The sequence below is a fragment of the Paraburkholderia sp. BL27I4N3 genome (assembly GCF_003386115.1).
GTDB lineage: Bacteria > Pseudomonadota > Gammaproteobacteria > Burkholderiales > Burkholderiaceae > Paraburkholderia.
Window position 1 is genome coordinate 577,847 of record NZ_QREJ01000002.1, and the last position, 18,140, is coordinate 595,986.

An 18,140-nucleotide genomic window follows, 5' to 3' on the forward strand; every position below is an offset into this window, starting at 1 on the left:
CACGGGACAGGCAGCCGGTGAATGCCGAACGACGATGCGATCCCCTTGACCCGTGTTGCCCTCGTCGGAGAGGTGATAGAGACGGTCAGGCTGCCGGATAAGAACTGGTCGCCACGCGACGTATCCTGATCCGGAACAGTAGCGCTGACTGGCGAGCGGGAACGGTCTCCGGCGAATCCGCGATTCTCAGCTATGAAGCAGCTTTTCAACCGGAGGCCACCCGCGTGCCTGTGACGACGGCTTCGCCGTTATCAGGCGCCGTTCACTGCGTCCTTGAATGCCTTACCCGCAGTGAACTTCACGGTCTTCGCAGCGGGGATCCGGATCTCAGCGCCGGTCGCCGGGTTACGTCCCACACGTGCGGCGCGCGCCCCCGTCGAAAACGAACCGAAGCCGATCAGCTGCACCGTCTTTCCTTTCGTCAGCTCGCCCGTAATGGCCGCGATCACCGCGTCAATCATCTCGCCCGTCGCCGTTCTGCTATCTCCGGTCTTCGTGGCGACCGCCTCCACCAGTTCCTGCTTGTTCATCGTGTCTTCCTCGTCGTGGTCGAAATTCCCTCACCCTACCCGATCGGTGCGCCTTCGCGCAATCACCACCCGGCCTTGGTTGGCGCCAGCGCGGATGCATTCTCCAAAGGCGGCCGCACGTTAACGTCACCTGCACGTTCTCCCGACTGTGAACACCGGACGGCGGCCGCTACCAGAACCTGTCACATCTCACGTGGCGCTTCATCAATCGACAGGACCGCCGCATCCGGGCAGGCAACCACCGGCCCCACAGCCACCAACTATCGACACCGTGAGTTGCCCGCCTTTTCCCTGGCCGGATACCACGGCCCGCCGGTACTGGTCCACCTCCAGCAGCAGGTGATCGATACGCTCGCGCAACTGGCCATTCTGCGCACGGAGCCACGCGACAATTACCCCGTCGACCGGACAAGATAGTTCTCGTTCCGCCGGACTTTTTAGTTGACGATCTACACCCGTTAGTCAGCGACCCGAATTCCGTGGATTCAACCGTAGTTCGCGAGCTACCTGGAAAGGGACATGGCTCAACCTGAAGCGCTGCCCCGCTTCAAACCACCGCTGAAGTTTCGATGGTATCGGCATCAGTGTTCACCCCTGTGCCAGCTTGCTGCGGTCAACCGCTCCACCGCCGCGTCATAACGCGCCTGCGAAGTCGCAGCATCGTCGTTCTGATCCGTCTTCAAAATATCAAACAGATGCTCTGCGACGACCGAGCCGATCGCGTGAACCGCGTCATGTCGCGTAAGCCCTTCTTTCTCGAGGCGATCCATCGCCCGGACCACGGGCTCGAGGTTAAGGGCAATCTGGTTTTCGACGATCGCGTGTAGCGCAGCGTGTGCGGTGACGTTGGGAAGCTTGATCCGGGCGCCGCAGTGGTACGTTTCGACAAGCGCGATCCGCTCCTGTTCGTCGAGTTCGAGCCATGATTCAGGTTCCGGTGCGCAACCGGGGTTGTACTCTTCCATGATCCAAGTCCTGTACAGACTTCTGTCTGTCGTGAAACTCCCGGCAACGGTCGCATTACGCTTCAGTCGGTCATTTGCGGCATAACGGGCGCTCGTCCCACAGTCTGGGCCTCCGGCCGTTAACGACGGCACGCCCGGCCACACGCCTTGCGTGAGCCGCCCTCCCGGTGACCCGGATGCACCGCGCCGTCATGTGACCCAATGATGCGCCAGCACCGTGGCGACAACCGAATGCCCTGGCCTGGCCGCGAACTGATTGCGCAACTGCCGGTTAAGCTCGTCGCGCGTCATGCCACTCGCGAGCGCCGCCTGCGAGAGCGAGGAATAGGCATCGAGTACATCGCCGCTGGTGATTTCATAGCCAAAACCGGCGTCTATCCACTGCAGCGCCGCCGTACCACAGGTCATCGCGAACGCTGGTGCCTGTCCGGCGAAATCGCGTGCGGCCCGCGTCAGGGTTCTCGGATCGGCGGGGCCGCGCATCGCGAGTGACGCCGCCAGATCGAGCAGGCCGGCGTCCTTCGCGGCGGCGAACCATTTCCCCTCGGCGCCGGGACTGCTCGCGACCAGGTCGTGGAGAATGCTGTCGGAACTCCTGTCCGGATATTTTTTCGCGATGGCACGGAACGTCGCGAGATGCGTGGTGGCCTGATTGGCCTCGATCGCATAGCGTCGATAGGCCTCGTCCGTCATGCCCAACGACAGAAGGATCGCTTCGCATTTGCGGGCGATGGCTGCGGCTGGCGCATTCGGCCCCCTCGACGCTTCCGCATAACGCAGTGCTTCAGTCGAACGATTTAATGCGATCAGCGCATCTACCCCGTACTGGCGATACCCCCACCAGCTCAGGCGCGCGCCGTTCACGAGAGCGAGTAGTTCCTCATGGCGGCGGGCGGCGTTCAGCGCGCTGACAGGCGGTGGTACCCGCGAAATGCTCGCCCAGACCTTCAGCGCCCATCACGCGCGCGGTCCCCGGCAACAACCGGTCTGCCCATGAGGACGCGATAGTGGATGAGGTGCACAGGTCGCCCCAGCGATCGCCCAGTTGTTCGATATACGGCATCCGGTCCTCCTGGAGCGCATCAAACAGGCGGTCCAGCCAGCGCATGCGGACCGGCGCAGGCACATCCGCCCCGCCAATGACGGGCACCAGCGCATCGATGGCGCGATTCACGGCGGTACCGATCGCCCCGGAAGAACTGTCTACCTGCTCGAGCGCCGGCGAAAGCATTTCGAGCAGGGCGACCGCGCCGTCGGCCGCGAGAACAGGATCGGCACGGGCGATCTGCCGGATTTCGGTCAGGGCCTCCTTCAGACGCTGGATCGGCAACGCGGATTTCCAGCCGAAGGCGCCGCGCCGGAACCGCGCGGCGAACACCCATTTGTGAGAAGCGGTTCGTGACATGCTCTGTGGACCTTCTCAGCGCGTCTTCATGTAGGCAGCGTACAGGGCCGCGTTGAGCGTCTGCAGTTCGCGCCGGGTTTCGAGCAGTTCGTGATGCCGGCCCTGACGCTCCAGGCTGAGTAACCCGAGAATCACCTTCGCCGCCCGCTCGGGCGCATTCTGTCGCGACGGCTCCGCCAGTCTGAACAGCGGCGCGAGGCCGGTCTTGTCCGTGAGTACCCACGCCGGAAACCATGCCAGATCGCCGATGTCGCCAGCGCCTTCAAACGACGTATCGAAGGCGCGCCGCAACCTGTTGACGCACGCGTCGTCAAGCCGGCTCAAAAGCTGGTCAAACCGGGATGGCGAGAGCCATGCAAGCTCCACCAGCAACGGCCAGGCCGCGTCCAGGCCGTCGAGCCGGTAACGTGCCTCCGTCATCCAGCACAGCGGCGCTGGAATCCGTCGCCAGGACGCGATGCGAGATATCGCATCAGAGGCCTCGGCCCACCTCGCAGCAAGCAGGAAGAGCGGCGCCGCGTGCGCATCGGCGTGCTCCGCACCGAAAGGCAGCGCAGCGGCACGACCGGCCAGTTCTGCCCAGAGCGGTGCGAGCCAGGTCGCCCCGCTCTGCCCCGGGAACACGCGCGCGACTGCGGGCTGGACTTCGCGAGATAGTGCCTGGCGAGCCCGCAATGCGGCTTCGTGACAGTCAAACGGGACCGTCGATCGACCCTCGAGGGCATTGACGACCGAACCGAAATACACCAGGACGTCGTCGTCCCGATACTCGTTCGCAAGGGCCTGCAGCGCGCGCCGCGCGCCCGCGGCATCGTACTGCTGCAACGCTGACAGGACATCGTTGCGCAGCATCACGTCGCGGCTGTCGTTGAAAATGTCGAGCTGCATCCGTCGGGTTCAGAACAGTTTGCTGGTCAGGCTGACGAGATTAATCCATTTGACCGTGCTTCTCAATTTTCTGGCGTGCTTGCCTGGCGAGGCTGACGTTGCGGCGTTCCTGGCAGCACCGGTCCGTCCTCGCATAAGCCCATGCTCTCGCGGTCGCCGGTTTTTAGCTAACCACCGAGAAGGGTACACACGGCGCAATCCGACGGTGACGAAGCGGGCCCAGTGGATTCGAAACCGGCGATAGTGATGCTGTTGGGCGGCGGGATCACTCCCCGCCCGGAGTCGGGTTCTGTGGAGCGGGAAGCGGGTCAGTGCCTTCGCCGAGGATGGCGAGATAACGCCGATAGCCGAACACGCGCCCGCGCCGGCGACCCGTTACTTCCTCCACCACACCGAGCCGTTCCAGGTCAGCAAGCGCAGCGTTGACCGTAGGCGCAGTGAGGCCCGTACGTTCAACGAGCAGGTTCGCAGTGAGGAATGGGTTCTGTTGAAGCAGGTCATGGACGCGTAGAGCCGATCCGGCTCGCTCGCTCTGCGCCGTGATCCGCTCCCGATCTTCCTTGAACAGACCGACGATCCGTGTTGCAGCATCAAATGCCTGGTTTGCCGTCTCGGCAACACCGTCGAGGAAGAATTCGAGCCAGGGTTCCCAGGCACCACGCTCACGGACCTCCTGGAGGAGCCGATAGTAATCCGCCCGGTGCGTCTTGAGGTAGAGACTCAGGTAGAGGAGCGGCGAATGCAATACCCCATGCACATTGAGGAACAGGGTTACGAGCAGCCGGCCAATACGGCCATTGCCGTCAAGAAACGGGTGGATCGTCTCGAACTGGACATGAAGAAGTCCGGCCTTGATAAGCGCCGGCAAGCGCGAGCGGTCTTCATGCATGAACTTTTCAAGTGCATCGAGACAGGTGTCGAGTTCGTTGACGGGCGGCGGCACATACAGGGCGTTACCGGGTCGTGTCCCGCCGATCCAGTTCTGGGACCTGCGGAACTCGCCAGGGCTTTTGGTGCCGCCCCGCCCGCTTTGCAGCAGACGCGCATGCATCTCGCGGATTAGCCGCAGGGAGAGCGGCAACGCCTGGAGCCGGTCAAGCCCATACATCATGGCGTCGACGTAGTTCGACACCTCGCGGATGTCGTCGACGGGTTGGCCGGCCTGTGCCTCCGTTTCGAAACGAAGCAGATCGGTCAAGGTGGACTGGGTCCCTTCGATCTGCGACGAAAGAACCGCCTCCTTGCGCACATACATGTAGAGGAAAAGCTCCTGGCGAGGGAGAAGCATCGTGATACCGTCCAGCCGCCCGACCGCCCGCTCGGCAAGGCTAAGCCGCTCGAGTAAGCTCAACACGTCGACAGGCGGTTCGGGGGGAAGGGGCGGCGGCACGAACGCGCGCGCCATTTCACCGCCTACAGCGGTTTCGACGAATCGGCCAAGCCGGGGATTGGTTGTGTTCTCGTCAGCCATCGGTGGATTATGGCCAACCACCGTTAATTAAGCAATATGCCGTTGGCTTAAATAACGTTGTAGCTTATGTAAGCGGCCTTAAACAACGCGCATCTCATCAGCGGTAGGAGCCGGGTTTGTCGTGCATCAGCAGGCGCTGGAAAACAGCACACTGACAATATCCAATGTGCGAGGTTTAGCCTGACCTTTTCCGCCGTCGTCGGAAATCCCACCCATTTACCTGCCGCGCGTCAGGCGCGCCTCCACCTTGCCTGGGCAAACGTAAACAGGAGCGGCCGGTGCCCGTCACTAAGGAAATGATGATGGAACTCGGCACATACCGGCGAACACGCGGGTTGCCGGCACTCCCCTCACCCGGCGAGGACACGCCGCTTGTGAAGTTGACCCGCAAAAATGGACACCTATCCTTTTGAACAGGAGGTGCCACCATGGCGAAGCATCGCACCCCGTACCCGGCGGAATTCCGGGCCCAGATGGTCGAACTGGTCAAGGCCGGGCGTACGCCCGAGGAGCTGGAGAAGGAGTTCGAGCCGACCGCGCAAACCATCTACAACTGGGTGGCGCAGGCCGATCGTGACGCAGGCAGACGGCACGACGGGCTGACCACCACGGAACGCGAGGAACTGACACGGCTGCGCCGCAAGGTTCGTCAGTTGGAGGTTGAGCGGGACATCTTGTCAAAAGCGGCGGCCTGGTTCGCCCGGGAGACCGGAACCGTGCCCGACAAGGGTTCGAGTTCATGAAAGCGAATCAGGCCACCTGGCCCATTACCACCATGGCGCGGCTGCTGAAGGTCTCCACCAGCGGCTTTTACGCATGGCTTGGACGCGGACCATCGAAACGGGCACTCAGTGATATGGATCTGCTGGCGCGCATTCGCGCGATACACGCGCGCTCGCGCGGCACCTATGGGATGCCCCGCATTCACGTCGAACTGGTCGACCAGGGCGTTCACGTGGGGCGCAAGCGGGTCGCCCGCCTGATGCGTATTGCGGGGCTGTGCGGCGTGAGCCGGCGGCGCTGGATCACCACCACGCGGCGCCAGCCCGACGCGCGGCCCGCGCCTGATCTGGTGCAGCGGCACTTCAGCGCCGACGCGCCCAACCGCCTGTGGGTGGCCGATGCAACCTACGTGCCGACCGGCGAGGGCTTCCTGTATCTCGCGGTGGTTCTCGATGTGTTCAGTCGCCGCATTGTCGGCTGGTCGATGTCAAATCATCTGTACACCGAATTGATGCTGCGGGCACTAGACATGGCACTGGCGCAACGCCGACCCGACGGGGGATCCACCACTCCGACCAGGGTTGCCAGTACACGTCGATCGCCTTCGGCCGGCGCTGCCGCGAGGCTGGCGTGCGTCTGTCGATGGGGACGGTAGCGGATTGCTTCGACAACGCCATGTGCGAAAGCTTCTTCGCCACCCTTGAATGCGAACTGCTGGCGCGCTCGCACTTCGCCACGCGTGAACAGGCGCGGCGCGAGATCTTCCACTTTCTGGAGGCGTGGTACAACCCGTTTCGCCTTCATAGCGGGCTCGGCTATTACTCGCCGATCATTTACGAACAGCTGCATGCGGCACAAAAACCGACTTCATCCACATGTGAGTCGCCCACCGCCGGCCGGCGTCGTGGTCGTGACAGGCGACCCGCCGACCGGCCGTGGACAACTCACAGCACCTCTTCAAACGGAGGTAATCTATCCACTCAAAATTCAACTACGTAACCGTCCACCGAAACGGGTCACCCCCAAAGTCAGAGATCGGCGGCCGATAGCGTTATCCGTTCGCCGGTGCTGGGAATTGCTTTCTGCTCGACGACCTGCAGAATCTTGCGCTTGCCAAGCTCGAAAGCAAGCATCAGTTGTTTTGCGGTCCCGTTTGCAGCGCCGAGTTTTTCACAAACCGTTTCAGCAGGGAGCGCAAAGGCGCAGTATCCCCAACCAAAGCCGTACGCCGAAAACCATAGTGTCGAGTCGACGGTAAGAAGCGGTACCGTAAGGTTCGTATTGGGCTGGCTCATGGCTGTCACTTCCTGACCGATAGGGGTGGATTTCAATTTTCGCATGGCGGACCTACAGACCTCCTTCCCCCGCGGCCCCGATGGCGAGTCGCTCGCGGGATCGCTATCGGTCAGGTGGATCAACGCTAGCTCCCCGTCCGCGCGGGCAGCGTCCTCAACCGGGAAAGTGCATTCACTGAAAGCAATGAGCTTGAACCCGCTCCCCTTTGCACGCGGGACCGTGATGCCCCAATGCCAGCCTCCGGCTTGTTCGAAGACATGCAATGCAGGGGCGGTTGACGTGTAAGCCTGAGAAGTCGTCATGGCACATTCTCCTGTCATATCGCGACCGCGCCGGAGCACGATTGCCGATGCCCTCCCTTTAGGTTACCGCTTTTTTGCTGCGCCGCAATATCTCGACCGTGGTGAAAACGTCAAATCATGAAGCGTCACAATTTTGAAATGATTCGCCTCACGTAGAGATGTGCGAACATGAATTGACGAGCTGTTGATCTGACATGGTTCACTAGGGCTGTTGGCTAGCCCTGATGCTCCATCCAACGCCGTCGTTCATGCGGCGCTTCGGCCATTACATGCCGACTTGACCTGCGTTGCTGCTTGCTCGTCAAAGTGAAATCGGTTGCCTCAAGCGGAACCGCAGTTGGACTGGCAATCGAACGATCACCGCCTGGGCTTGTGTCCGCCCCGCCCCTCGACGAATCCGTGAAAATGTAGATCGCCAATCGCGCTCGCCCAGGCGTTGGCCCAGCACGTAGCGCGAGCCATTTCGACCGCCGAATCGGCGCGGATCAGACGGGCCATTGCGACACGCAGGCGAGCAATCGCGTATTCCCTCCGCGTACATTCCCGACAAGGAACAGGTGTGGTTTCACGCATCGCAGACCCGTGAAAGGAAGCGAAAGGAACGTAGTGTGATTGAACGCGGTTAGCTCCTGATGGTGCTGCAAGGATAGTCGAGCGGCAGCGCACGCGTCTAGGCGGGACTTTCGCGAAGGGCGCTGAAGGCTTGGCTTCGGTCGCTCGGTTTCGAGCGCGCCGAAAGGCCGCTCGGGGTCGCGAGTACTCATTCACTCGCATCGCACCTGACATTCGAGGCTACGACGGCGCGAACGGCGGCAAAGCGCCTATCAGCTGCCTCACAGTGGCCGACACTCCAACGTCCGCAATGGCCGAGTTGCGCGCGTAGCGCGTCCGTCAGGTTCCGGAGCATTGCTGCCGCATTAGGGTAGCCCGTCTGAAATGTGTCACAACGCCGCCAGCTAATGGAGAAGAACTTTCGTTCGACGCCCCCGGCCAACCGTTTGATCCTGTCGAGGAATCCCTCAATGGGTCGCGAGAAAGACGGCAACACCGGCTTCCGGTTCGCAATGAGCCGCGCCAGCACGCAACGCCTGTTGTCGAGTTTCGTGGCTGAGCGAACAGTCGACGCATTCCCCGCGGCCATATCGAAGCCGCGGGGTCGCGCTCTTCTCCTCGCTACCCCGATCACGCCTGTTCTTTCGTGACGTGCGAAAGAATACGCCCATTCTGAAACCCACGGTTTCCCAAACTGATGGGCAAAACAGCCTCTATTCGTGAAGACAGGACGAAGCTTGAAACAGGGGTCATCCTCATGGGGCAGTACGGAGCCAAGGCGACCCTCTCGACGAACGGCGAACCCCGGCAATCAATTGCTTTTGACAGGTTGCGGACGGCGTCCTCAGTCTGGATCGTCGACGTGCCTCGTCGTCGGGGGCGCCCAAACGTACTGCGGTATCGTGCAGAATTCGGTGATAGGTCATTGCGCCCTCGTCCCAACCACGCTCATGGTGGCGCGCACCTGCGTGACACTCAATTCGATGCGGGTCGTCCGGTTTGACGCCCCGTTCAGAACAGGGATGCCTGACGCGGATCGCGCGCGGGCGGTCGCGAGGCGGTAGCCGCGTTGCGACTGCGCGCCGACCCGTGCCGCTGTGCGACACGGCGTAGATGCGCGATCAGGGACACGGTCTGCATGCCCGCCGTAAGCGTGAGTGCAAAGTGTCCGATGTCTCCCGGCGCTCCCGGGCGACAGGCGCGCAGCGACGGACGCAGTGCAAGGCGCCGGGCGCGGGCGGTCAACTGGCTGCGGCTCGTGCCGGGCCAGCAATCCACGACGAACTGGTGGACGGTGGCGGGCAGTGACTCGGGGGCGACGTCGCCGGGCAACGCCAGGGCAACGAGTTCAAATGCATCAGCCATCGGGGAACACTCTCCTTCTCCAACGTCATGCGAAGCAGGCTGGCGAACATTTCTGCCTGCGGGTTCGCGAACCCGTATCTGCTATCCGGTTCGGATCCTGCCACAAGTCGCGGTCTGAATAGCGCCGCCATCTACGCCTGATCATCCACTACGGTCCACGCCACCGCCTTGATGTTACCGGAGGCGCCGATGCCTGCAAACGCGTCGTGACTCTGTGAACGACAAACCACCGCGCTCGATCACAGCAACAAGATCGAAGCTCTACTCAGAATCGTCATCTGACCGGGACGTCGCGACGGTGGCAGCCCTCCATCTGGCGAACGCATGCGTCGGGACGCACGAACTCTGAAAGTTGCACTTCACAAACGGTGAGCTAGAATCAGGTGCATTCTTCACCAACGGATCGCTCACCATGCAAATGCAAAGCTGGGTAGGAACGATCGAGCGCGAATGGCATCAGTTGCGCCGTGCCGACCCTACCCTCGATGTTGAAAAGTTTTCCCGTCACGTCATTGCAGCAAACAGGACTGGCTTCCTGTCCGTCGAGTCGATCGCCGCCATCGCCAATGCGCTTCTCACCAGCACGCTCAGTCGCGCGCCGGACCTGGGTCGCTGGCTGCTGGAGCGCATCGGCACGAACCGGCATCCCGCCTGGCGGATGGCAATGGCCATTTCCCTTGTCACTCCAACGGGAGGCGAGGCGGACCTTGAGAAGGGTAATGCGATTTTCGAAGATGTGATGAAGGATGAGACCGCAGACGGCCATCTTCGCGGCATGGCCGCCGCCGCGCTGGCCGACAGCGCACGACTCGGGCGGGGCATGCAGGCAGATGTGAGCCGCGCGCTCTCGCTCTACGAGCAGGCCATCAAACTGGGGCACAAGGCATCAGCACACAATCTCGGGCTTTTCTGGGAAGGCGCGTGGGGTGCCGAAAACAGGAGCGTTATTCCGGACCGCACGAAGGCCATACAGAGCTACCGGCGCGGTGGAGATGATCTACGTTGCCAACGCCGTCTGGCAGCGCTGCGGTGAAGCAGTCCTGCCGCCTGCGAGTCGAACCGGGGCAAGAGGTCAAGAGGTGGAAACGCGTTGTGGGGGTCGCAGATACGGATATGCGCCCGCAGGAAGACTGACGCCACATTTGCCGCGCCCGAAACGAATCCGTCGGATCCGTACGTCGTCAGAATCTCAGGCTTCGCCGGGCGCATTCATGAAGATACAAACCGAGCCACCATCGGCGGCCCCCTTAGGACTTGCATCGGGGATTGGCGACATCGGGCACTCGACGGACGCTTTCGTCAATGGATACTGGCGACATTGCGCAGGCGAGACTTTCCGTCCCTCGTGATGCGAACGCGCATTGTCGAATGCATGTCCTCGCGAAATGCAAGGGGACGGGATCACGGCGTGAGTCGGCGAGCAGGCTTTCCTGATCGATACCAGCGATGCGATTCAGCAAACGGGTTCCGTGCGCTTCCGTAGCGCTTCGGAGGTCGACAGGCTTATGCGTCGCCGGCGATATGAGCGCGTATAATGCCTGGCAACCCGAATCATTTTAACCTGGAGAAATCCGGCCAGACTTTTGCGCGGCTGACTGCGCAGGCGGCGCCGTTTCCTGACCAATGACGGATCAACCGCCGGTGGAGTTTTGACGCTGAACGTGAGAGAGCCAGCGAATCGGGTCTTCATTCGCCGGTCTGATAGCTGATGGTTTTTTCACGTGGTTTGCGGAAGGGAGACCAAGCGCTGCTTTACAGGTGGAATAACCAGATCGCGGTTAAAAATGCGGACGCTGACGCAGTACGGCACTGTGGCTGCCTCCATTCATATGTCATCGGCCCATGGAGTCGTCGACGCGTCAGACGAAGCATCGCCTCCTCTATAATCGGAAAGTCAGCACACCAATCGCATGGAGCCCACTTTATGAGTCAACCCCGCGGACGATATGCGGGATCTCGGGACAGCGGCCAGCGCCAACCTCGTCACGTGAAGCAATCTCAGCCCACCCGGCAGAGACCATCGTACGTCAATGCACCTGCCCGGGACTCCGCCCAGACTGCCTCCATTTTCAAGACACGATCGTTCCAGTTTCTGGTCGATACGGTGGGCGCAGAGAATATCGCCCTGGGACTTGGATCGAACATGGCGCGGGTGGCCGAACTGACGAAGGGCGAGAGGTTCACGCCCGAGACCGCCTTTCACATGGAGACCACGCTTGGATTGCCTCACGGTTTCTTTGACCAGCCCAATCCTGCGCTCGCGCCGAAACCATCACCCCGCCTGAAAATCACCGCTCGATTTCGTTCAAAACGACGACGAGCCGGAAGCAGTGTCGGAAACACCCATGCCGCCTTCCGTCCTGGACGGCGGCCAGCCACCATATCCTGAAGACAGTTTGTCTGGGGAAGCGCAGATGCCGAAGAAAACAGCGGGCGGGTCGCCTAAGGCCGTCAGGAACAATCGAAGCCAGATGGCCGAACAGCCCACCCCTCCTGGGCCGCGAAAAGGTGCGCCCTCGAAAGACAGGACCTCCGCCTCGAACCATCCAGCAGCACGCGCTGGCACTAAACGACAGTGGCGACGTGGAGAAAATCCGACGCGCGAACCTCCACGTTCTCACGGGTCGCAAGGGATCGAAAGCAAGACTGGGTGTCGTCATGGCGATGACCGGATCCAATATGGCCCATCGGCTGTATGGGAAGAAACGTCTGGACGATGTCGAAGCCAACCGTTTCACGGAGCGACTTGGTTTACCAACTGGCTGGCTGGATACGCCGCGCTCGGAAGCCGAGATCCCGGAGTCGGTGTCGCACTTGCTTATTCCCGCTTCGCGCCGGCCGCGCATCCCGTCGAACAGAGCGAACCGCTCGCGGCCGCAACGAAGGATGGCGTCCCAGGAAAGGCCGCCGGGGCAAAGATGGATACGGGGCGCGCTCGGGCGGCCGTCGTCCGGACCGGTCCGGAAAGCTCCTTAATCAGTTGCGGCGGATGTCGCCGGAGAGAAAGGGACGAATGCGGTCAGCCAGAAGGATCATCTCGCTGATGCTCCCGACGAGCCTGCCGGTCGTGTATCAACGAAAGTGATGGTGAAGTGACTGCAGCCACGCCGGCAACCCCTCAGTCGCTCCCACAGGCCGCAGCACCGCAGCAATCGCCCGAGTCGCTGCGCCCTACCGCGACAAGCCTGGGCGATCTTCACGGCATCGCGCCCGTCGCGGAAGCACTGCTCAAGACGCCTGGCAGGAAAAGGCACGCACGGGTCGACTCGACGAACTGAAGGCGCTCGAACTTTTGCAGCAGGCAGTCCTCCTGTGAGTCGGTGGTAGCGTGCTACGATCTGTTCTCCAATGACGGATGAAGCGCATCGGGACAGCGTGGCCCCGGTGCGCGCGAAGCATCGCCCTGCCCTCTGACCGGCGGTGAGATCCCGTCCATCTGGACAACGCAACGCGCCGACGCCCGGGTTGGCGGCTCAACGGTCGAGAAACTGCCGCAGCTTGTCGGCCCGCGCCGGGTGCATCAGTTTTCGCATCGCCTTGCTTTCGATCTGCCGGATCCGTTCGCGCGTCAGGTCGAACTGTTGCCCAGTTCCTCGAGCGTATAGTCCGATGCGGTATCGATCCCGAACCGCATCCGCAGCACCTTCGCCTCGCGTGGCGACAGCGCATCGAGCGCCTCATCAATCGCAGCGCGCAGGTTCGCCTGCACGGCCGCGTCCGCGGGCGACGCCGCCGTCGGATCTTCGATCATGTCCCCAGCGTCGCGTCGGCGTCCTCGCCCACCGCGTCTCGAGCGATACCGGTTGCCTTGTGACCTTCAGCATGCTCCGAACCTTCTCTTCCGGCAGTTCCATGCGCTGCGGGATGAGCCTCGCGCCCGGTCTGCTGAAGAATCTCGCGTGAAATCCGGTTGAGCTTGTTGATCGACTCGATCATATGCACTGGCACGCGAATCGTGCGTCCCTGATCAGCAAGCGAACGCGTGACGGCTTGCCGCACCCACCACGTAGCATAGGTCGAAAACTTCCACCCACGCGATATTCAAATTTGTCGACGGCTTTCATCAGGCCGATATTGCCTTCCTGGATCAGATCCAGAAAATGCATGCCGGTTGACGTACTTCTTCGCAATGGAGATCACAAGGCGCAGGTTAGCCTCGATCATCTCGCGCTTGGCCTGCCGCATTTTCGACTCGGCCGCCATCATCTGCCGGTTGATCTTCTTCAACTGTTGCAGCGGCAGGCCGGCGTTCGCTTCGATATCGACCAGTTTCTGCTGTTCGGCCTGAATCGCGGGCAGAGCTACTTTCGAGCGCGGCTTTCTCGCGATCCATGCGGCAATTCGTCATACCCGCGAACGTCTGCCCGCAAAACAAAACGCGCTTAAATCGCACCGCGCGCACGCTCGGGTCGCGGGTCGCTGCGGCGGCCAGTTCGGTGCGCTTCGCTTCGCAAAAAGGGGCGCGTTTGATCGTTCCGTTGCGTTTTCACAACGGACGCGCTGCTTCGCCTTCACGCGATCTTCGTCTCCAGTCTCGCTGTCTTCATCGCCATCACCGCCGTCTTCGTATTCATCGACTGGGTCCGCGTCGGTGCCGGCTGCGTCAGCCATGTCCGGGACCGGATATCCGGCTGCGGCGGAATCCTCATTGAGACCGTCGACCAGTTCGTCGATGCGCAGGTCACCGGCCTCGATCTGCTCCACGCTCGCAAGAATTGTAGAGACAGTCGCCGGGCAGGCTGCAATCGCCTGGATCATTTCATGAAGGCCGTCTTCGATGCGCTTCGCAATCTCAACCTCGCCCGCGCGGGTCAGCAATCCCGTTGCGCCCATTTCACGCATGTACATCCGCACGGGATCGGTTGTGCGTCCAAATTCGGAATCGACCGTCGAAAGCGCGACCTCCGCTTCCTCGTCGGCCTGGTCGTCCGACACGGCCGGCGCGGCGTCGTTCAATAACGTCTCCGCGCTGGGCGCGTGCTCGTAGACCGCGACGCCATGTCATTGAACGTGCTGACAATGGTTTCCATCGCAGCGGTGTGTGCGACATTGTCCGGCAGATGATCGTTGATTTCGGCATGCGTCAGGTAGCCGCGCGTCTTCCCCAGTTGGATGAGTGCGCGCATCTGGCGCTGCCGCTCTTCGTCCTGCAACGCAGTGGACACTGCGTCCATCGGGAGCAGGGCTGCGGTAGCCCTGTCCTTCGATGTGCGGCGTCCCCAGCCTTCGGCGCGCCTGCAGCTGTGTCTAACCTTGAATGTTCCCGATCAAAAGGTGCCATACATTCTCCCTGGACAAATTTGCCCGGCGATAGCCAGACCAGCGGCTAGGCAAACCACGGCGAGCGCGCGACGAGATTCACGCCTGCAGGCGGGCATGAGTTGCAGGTCGCAACGGGTAATGGACGCGGCCTGCCTGTATCAAGCGGACCGGTTGGAATAGCGCGCGAAAACAGCGCGTGGAAATCACACCGGTATTGTAACAGAAATTGCTGCACCGCACCAATGACAGCCGGTCACGGGCTCATTCGTCAGCGGGAGGGAGAATGGATCGTCTTCTGGCGCGGGCTCAGGATTTGCGTGATCCAGTATCTGAAGATGGCGTTGGAGGCCGATCATGAAAACGCACGCAATCACTCACGTGCAGTGTCCATGCGGACACCACGGATCAAATATTGAATGTTTTCGCGATGAGTCGACAGCCGAAGGGTGATACCTCAGCTGTCTGCGCAAGCTTAGCCACGGCGGAGATTATGAGGGGCTTGATCCGTTGTTCGCCGACACAACGCCGGCCTGCCCACTGTGCGGACGATCCCTGTATCCGGAACACGTCGTTGGAACACGTCGATGCACTTGGCGAGCGCATTCACGCAACACGGACTTAGGGGTCCGCAGCGCCTGAACCAGGAGCTAGCGGTGGCAGCCGTTCCGGTGCAGGTAGCATGCGCACCGCATCCATGAAGTTTGCGCCGTACTTGTCGGCGGCATGCGGCGCGAGCATGCTCCACTCATCGTTGCCCACGGTCCTATCGTTTCGGCCCCTTCATGCTTTCCGACTCGATCGCGGCGTTGCGCTCCTCGTCTGCTTCAATGGGTTCCATCGCTTCGTCGACGGAAGCCATCGCCCGCTCGGCGGCAGCTTTCATCCCATCTGCCGGAGCATCCGGTTCGTCGTCGCCGTCATCCGGCGGCTGTAGCATGTCCTTAAGCATCGCACCCAGTTCCGGCGTGTTCCATGGCAGGCCACGCTGGGTCCGGACCTTTATGTAGTGTCTCACTTCCGCGTCCTGCTCTGCGGTAAGCGGTAACCCCCGGAAGGTGCTTTCCGGGTCATCGTGCGTCATGGCTCTCTCCTGCTTCCATGACTGTAAGTGTAGTCCCATTGCACCATCGTGACCGGGTTACTCCCGGGTGCGCCAGGGACGCAGGTCTGTCGCAACACCAGTTAATGCTCAAGGCCAGCATCGCGAATCGATGGCTCGCCACCGCGACGCGGCGTGGTATCCGGAGCGATGTGATGCCCGCACGTATGTCAGGCGCCCCAAAGTGAATGTGTCGACGGTGTCGAGCAATGCCGCTATCGACGCAGGTTTCCGGAAGAACACAGTCCAGTTGCGGAGCTCACCGACAGGCTCTGGCATCGCCGACAGCAGCACGACCGGTAGGTCGGAAAATACGGCCCGACACCTCAGGTGGCGACACAGCTCCCCGCCGTCCAATTGGGGATCTGGAAATCGGTGATAACCAGATCCGGAAAATTTTCCGTGGCCTTTCGCAGTGCATCACATCCATTCCCGGCCAGCACGACACGGTGTCCGCGACTTTCCAGCGCCAGTTGCAGCGCCCACTGGTTTTCGAAGTCATCGTCGACAAGCAGGACGGTAGACATGGCACGGTGCGGTTGGAAGGACGATTCGAATTCCGCAAGTCGCGTGCCTCCGGAGATTCCCTCCGGCTTCACGACGCGGTGCCGCCCTGACGGCAGCAGCGCTGTGAACATCGTCGGCAGCGGCATCAGTGAAGGCCCTGGACCGGAAGTGATGACCGCAGCGACACTTGACGGCTCTCAGGTGATTTCCTCAGACGGGCAGGACGTCGGCAAGATCCGGGACATCATGCTCGACATGCGCAGCGGCAGGATCGCATATGCAGTGCTGTCAGAAGGTGGTTTTCGCGGGATGGGTACGAACCTGCATGCGACACCGTGGAACGCACCCACGCTCGACACGGGCGCAGAATTTTTTCGCGTTGGCGTCGCTGGTTAGCGTCGCTGCCCAGCGCATCAAGGACGACCCGGGTTTTGACAGGGACAACTGGCCTTCGATAGCAGACGCCACGTAGGGCACCACGGTTCACCAGTACTACGACCGCGCCCCGTGCGGTGAAGCAAAAGTAGCAGCGTTTGGGAAGTAAAAGTCGCAACACCCAATTTGGCAACCAAAGACGGCAGCGCGCCAGGCGGCGGCCTTGGGTGCACCGGCCGTGAAGGCAGCGAAAGCTGTAGAAGTCAGCCGGTCGCGGAACGTCGGCCGGCGCCCTCGATGAGTTGCCACGGAGATTCCCGTCACCATGCGTCTCGTCCATCAGCCTTGGAGCCGTTCCTGGACCTGTCGGTCGGGCGGCGCTCGCTAGCCGCTCACCGCAGCCAGCATCGATCCCTTGCACCGCTTCGTCGCACAGTGGCACGCGTAGTCGGCGACCAGTTCGGGAGTGATCGCTTCATCGAGCGTGAGCCCATAGGCGATAAACAACTCGTCTCCCGGCAGCACGTCCCGGATCGTCTCGATAAAAACGCGCCCCGCTCATCCTCGATCGCCTCACAGTTCGGCCTGCACGAATGGTTCAGCCAGCGGGCACTGTTGCCACCCACGCTGCCGTCAATTACGCGTCCGTCAGCAAGGCCGAAGAGAAACGTGTGACCGGGCGTTCCAGAACGCTTGTGCCTGGCAGCGGCCCGCCAGGAGGTGACTTCACCGATATTCAAGGATCCGCGCGCCAGCGGTGATAGCCTGCAGCGCGAACACGCCCCGCCCATGAACTGAAGATTTTCTGACCGCCACACGCCGCACTTCCGGACTCCTGGTTCGTTGATGGCAGCGAGCATATCGAGCGCTGCGTGGCACGCAACTGCCCCGTGGCATTCAGAACAGGGTGGTCTGACGGGGGTCCCGCGCCGGCGGGCGGGAAACGGCAGTACGGCCAGGTCGACGGTTGCGGCCACGACTATTCCGCACCCGCCGCAGGTGGGCCAGCATCAGACAGCCCGACGTCCCATCACTGAAACGCAACGCAAACACCCCGGTTTCGCCGTGCGCGCACGGCCTGGTCGCGCAAAACGACAGGCGCAGCTTCCGCGACTTCGCGCGCGCAATCATCTGCGTGCGGCTCATGCCTTGCCAGCAGTCAGCGATGAACGCCTTCACCGCCCCGGGCAACGACTCATGCGCGATGCCGGCGGGAAGCGTCAGCCCGGTGAGCAGATAGATATCAGCCATACAGCGACTTTCCAGAATGCAGCGATCTGCCATTTATACCGCTTTTTTGCGACGTGTTCCCGGTTTGGGTGTGCCCGCGACCGCCGCGCGCGGCGGCCGGGTCGCACGCCGCGCGTTCCCGCCCCTGGAAGGAACAGCGGACCGGTGCG

13 protein-coding genes and 5 pseudogenes are annotated in these 18,140 nt (G+C 61.8%); 5 read left to right on the top strand and 13 right to left on the bottom strand.

Features of this window, described 5'->3' with window-relative positions; translation table 11 throughout:
- Positions 1-251: 251 nt before the first annotated feature.
- Positions 252-530: an HU family DNA-binding protein gene (locus tag B0G71_RS39995; RefSeq protein ID WP_116149959.1), complete on the bottom strand. Its 279-nt coding sequence runs from the start codon at positions 528-530 to the stop codon at positions 252-254.
- A gap of 276 nt (positions 531-806) precedes the next feature.
- Here B0G71_RS39995 and B0G71_RS41665 point away from each other — a divergent pair, with 276 nt between their 5' ends.
- Positions 807-947, top strand: coding sequence for a hypothetical protein (locus B0G71_RS41665; RefSeq protein ID WP_181916987.1), 141 nt, complete (start codon positions 807-809; stop codon positions 945-947).
- A 164-nt stretch (positions 948-1,111) separates the two neighbouring features.
- On the opposite strand, the gene B0G71_RS40000 is transcribed toward B0G71_RS41665, so the two are convergent.
- The 4 genes and pseudogenes from B0G71_RS40000 to B0G71_RS40015 form a co-directional block, all read right to left on the bottom strand.
- A complete protein-coding gene (locus B0G71_RS40000; protein WP_116149960.1) occupies positions 1,112-1,495 on the bottom strand; it encodes a hypothetical protein in 384 nt (127 codons plus the stop codon).
- Positions 1,496-1,684: 189 nt separating this feature from the next.
- Positions 1,685-2,900: pseudogene (locus tag B0G71_RS40005) on the bottom strand (hypothetical protein).
- Between the two features lie 15 nt (positions 2,901-2,915).
- Positions 2,916-3,752 carry a hypothetical protein gene (locus tag B0G71_RS40010; RefSeq protein WP_258875854.1) on the bottom strand — a complete coding sequence of 279 codons (837 nt, stop codon included), beginning with the start codon at positions 3,750-3,752 and terminating at the stop codon, positions 2,916-2,918.
- A gap of 301 nt (positions 3,753-4,053) precedes the next feature.
- Positions 4,054-5,259 carry a Fic family protein gene (locus B0G71_RS40015; RefSeq protein ID WP_116149963.1) on the bottom strand — a complete coding sequence of 402 codons (1,206 nt, stop codon included), beginning with the start codon at positions 5,257-5,259 and terminating at the stop codon, positions 4,054-4,056.
- A 428-nt stretch (positions 5,260-5,687) separates the two neighbouring features.
- Here B0G71_RS40015 and B0G71_RS40020 point away from each other — a divergent pair.
- Positions 5,688-6,837 (top strand): annotated as a pseudogene (locus tag B0G71_RS40020) (IS3 family transposase); the annotation flags it as partial.
- Positions 6,838-7,010: 173 nt separating this feature from the next.
- On the opposite strand, the gene B0G71_RS42425 reads toward B0G71_RS40020, so the two are convergent.
- Together B0G71_RS42425 and B0G71_RS40040 are read right to left on the bottom strand one after the other, a co-directional pair.
- Positions 7,011-7,580 carry a hypothetical protein gene (locus B0G71_RS42425; protein WP_258875867.1) on the bottom strand — a complete coding sequence of 190 codons (570 nt, stop codon included), beginning with the start codon at positions 7,578-7,580 and terminating at the stop codon, positions 7,011-7,013.
- Positions 7,581-9,143: 1,563 nt separating this feature from the next.
- The gene (locus tag B0G71_RS40040) at positions 9,144-9,497 is read right to left on the bottom strand and encodes a hypothetical protein (RefSeq protein WP_116149966.1); all 354 of its coding nucleotides are present in this window, start codon (positions 9,495-9,497) and stop codon (positions 9,144-9,146) included.
- 412 nt (positions 9,498-9,909) lie between these two features.
- Between B0G71_RS40040 and B0G71_RS40045 the strand changes: the two genes are divergently transcribed.
- Together B0G71_RS40045 and B0G71_RS42825 are read left to right on the top strand one after the other, a co-directional pair.
- Positions 9,910-10,530, top strand: a complete 621-nt coding sequence (locus tag B0G71_RS40045; protein ID WP_116149968.1) for a sel1 repeat family protein — start codon at positions 9,910-9,912, stop codon at positions 10,528-10,530.
- 891 nt (positions 10,531-11,421) lie between these two features.
- Positions 11,422-12,813 (top strand): annotated as a pseudogene (locus B0G71_RS42825) (hypothetical protein).
- A gap of 252 nt (positions 12,814-13,065) precedes the next feature.
- Here B0G71_RS42825 and B0G71_RS42435 read toward each other — a convergent pair.
- From B0G71_RS42435 to B0G71_RS42455, 4 genes and pseudogenes are all read right to left on the bottom strand, one after another.
- Positions 13,066-13,248, bottom strand: a complete 183-nt coding sequence (locus B0G71_RS42435; RefSeq protein ID WP_258875856.1) for a sigma factor-like helix-turn-helix DNA-binding protein — start codon at positions 13,246-13,248, stop codon at positions 13,066-13,068.
- Between the two features lie 49 nt (positions 13,249-13,297).
- Positions 13,298-14,778: pseudogene (locus B0G71_RS42830) on the bottom strand (sigma-70 family RNA polymerase sigma factor); the annotation flags it as partial.
- Between the two features lie 744 nt (positions 14,779-15,522).
- A complete protein-coding gene (locus tag B0G71_RS40060; RefSeq protein ID WP_116149258.1) occupies positions 15,523-15,840 on the bottom strand; it encodes a hypothetical protein in 318 nt (105 codons plus the stop codon).
- A 344-nt stretch (positions 15,841-16,184) separates the two neighbouring features.
- Positions 16,185-16,385, bottom strand: coding sequence for a response regulator (locus B0G71_RS42455; protein ID WP_258875806.1), 201 nt, complete (start codon positions 16,383-16,385; stop codon positions 16,185-16,187).
- Between the two features lie 103 nt (positions 16,386-16,488).
- Here B0G71_RS42455 and B0G71_RS40070 point away from each other — a divergent pair, with 103 nt between their 5' ends.
- The gene (locus B0G71_RS40070; RefSeq protein ID WP_404935495.1) at positions 16,489-16,761 is read left to right on the top strand and encodes a PRC-barrel domain-containing protein; all 273 of its coding nucleotides are present in this window, start codon (positions 16,489-16,491) and stop codon (positions 16,759-16,761) included.
- Between the two features lie 363 nt (positions 16,762-17,124).
- On the opposite strand, the pseudogene B0G71_RS40075 reads toward B0G71_RS40070, so the two are convergent.
- Positions 17,125-17,565: pseudogene (locus tag B0G71_RS40075) on the bottom strand (SET domain-containing protein).
- Positions 17,566-17,637: 72 nt separating this feature from the next.
- Positions 17,638-17,991 carry a hypothetical protein gene (locus B0G71_RS40080; protein WP_116149262.1) on the bottom strand — a complete coding sequence of 118 codons (354 nt, stop codon included), beginning with the start codon at positions 17,989-17,991 and terminating at the stop codon, positions 17,638-17,640.
- Positions 17,992-18,140 lie beyond the last annotated feature (149 nt).

Coding starts and splice junctions, on each gene's coding strand:
- B0G71_RS39995 (WP_116149959.1), bottom strand. CDS start 530: ATGAACAAGCAGGAACTGGTGGAGGCGGTCGCCACGAAGACCGGAGAT.
- B0G71_RS40000 (WP_116149960.1), bottom strand. CDS start 1,495: ATGGAAGAGTACAACCCCGGTTGCGCACCGGAACCTGAATCATGGCTC.
- B0G71_RS40010 (WP_258875854.1), bottom strand. CDS start 3,752: ATGCTGCGCAACGATGTCCTGTCAGCGTTGCAGCAGTACGATGCCGCG.
- B0G71_RS40015 (WP_116149963.1), bottom strand. CDS start 5,259: ATGGCTGACGAGAACACAACCAATCCCCGGCTTGGCCGATTCGTCGAA.
- B0G71_RS42425 (WP_258875867.1), bottom strand. CDS start 7,580: ATGACGACTTCTCAGGCTTACACGTCAACCGCCCCTGCATTGCATGTC.
- B0G71_RS40040 (WP_116149966.1), bottom strand. CDS start 9,497: ATGGCTGATGCATTTGAACTCGTTGCCCTGGCGTTGCCCGGCGACGTC.
- B0G71_RS40045 (WP_116149968.1), top strand. CDS start 9,910: ATGCAAATGCAAAGCTGGGTAGGAACGATCGAGCGCGAATGGCATCAG.
- B0G71_RS42435 (WP_258875856.1), bottom strand. CDS start 13,248: ATGATCGAAGATCCGACGGCGGCGTCGCCCGCGGACGCGGCCGTGCAG.
- B0G71_RS40060 (WP_116149258.1), bottom strand. CDS start 15,840: ATGACGCACGATGACCCGGAAAGCACCTTCCGGGGGTTACCGCTTACC.
- B0G71_RS42455 (WP_258875806.1), bottom strand. CDS start 16,385: ATGTCTACCGTCCTGCTTGTCGACGATGACTTCGAAAACCAGTGGGCG.
- B0G71_RS40080 (WP_116149262.1), bottom strand. CDS start 17,991: ATGGCTGATATCTATCTGCTCACCGGGCTGACGCTTCCCGCCGGCATC.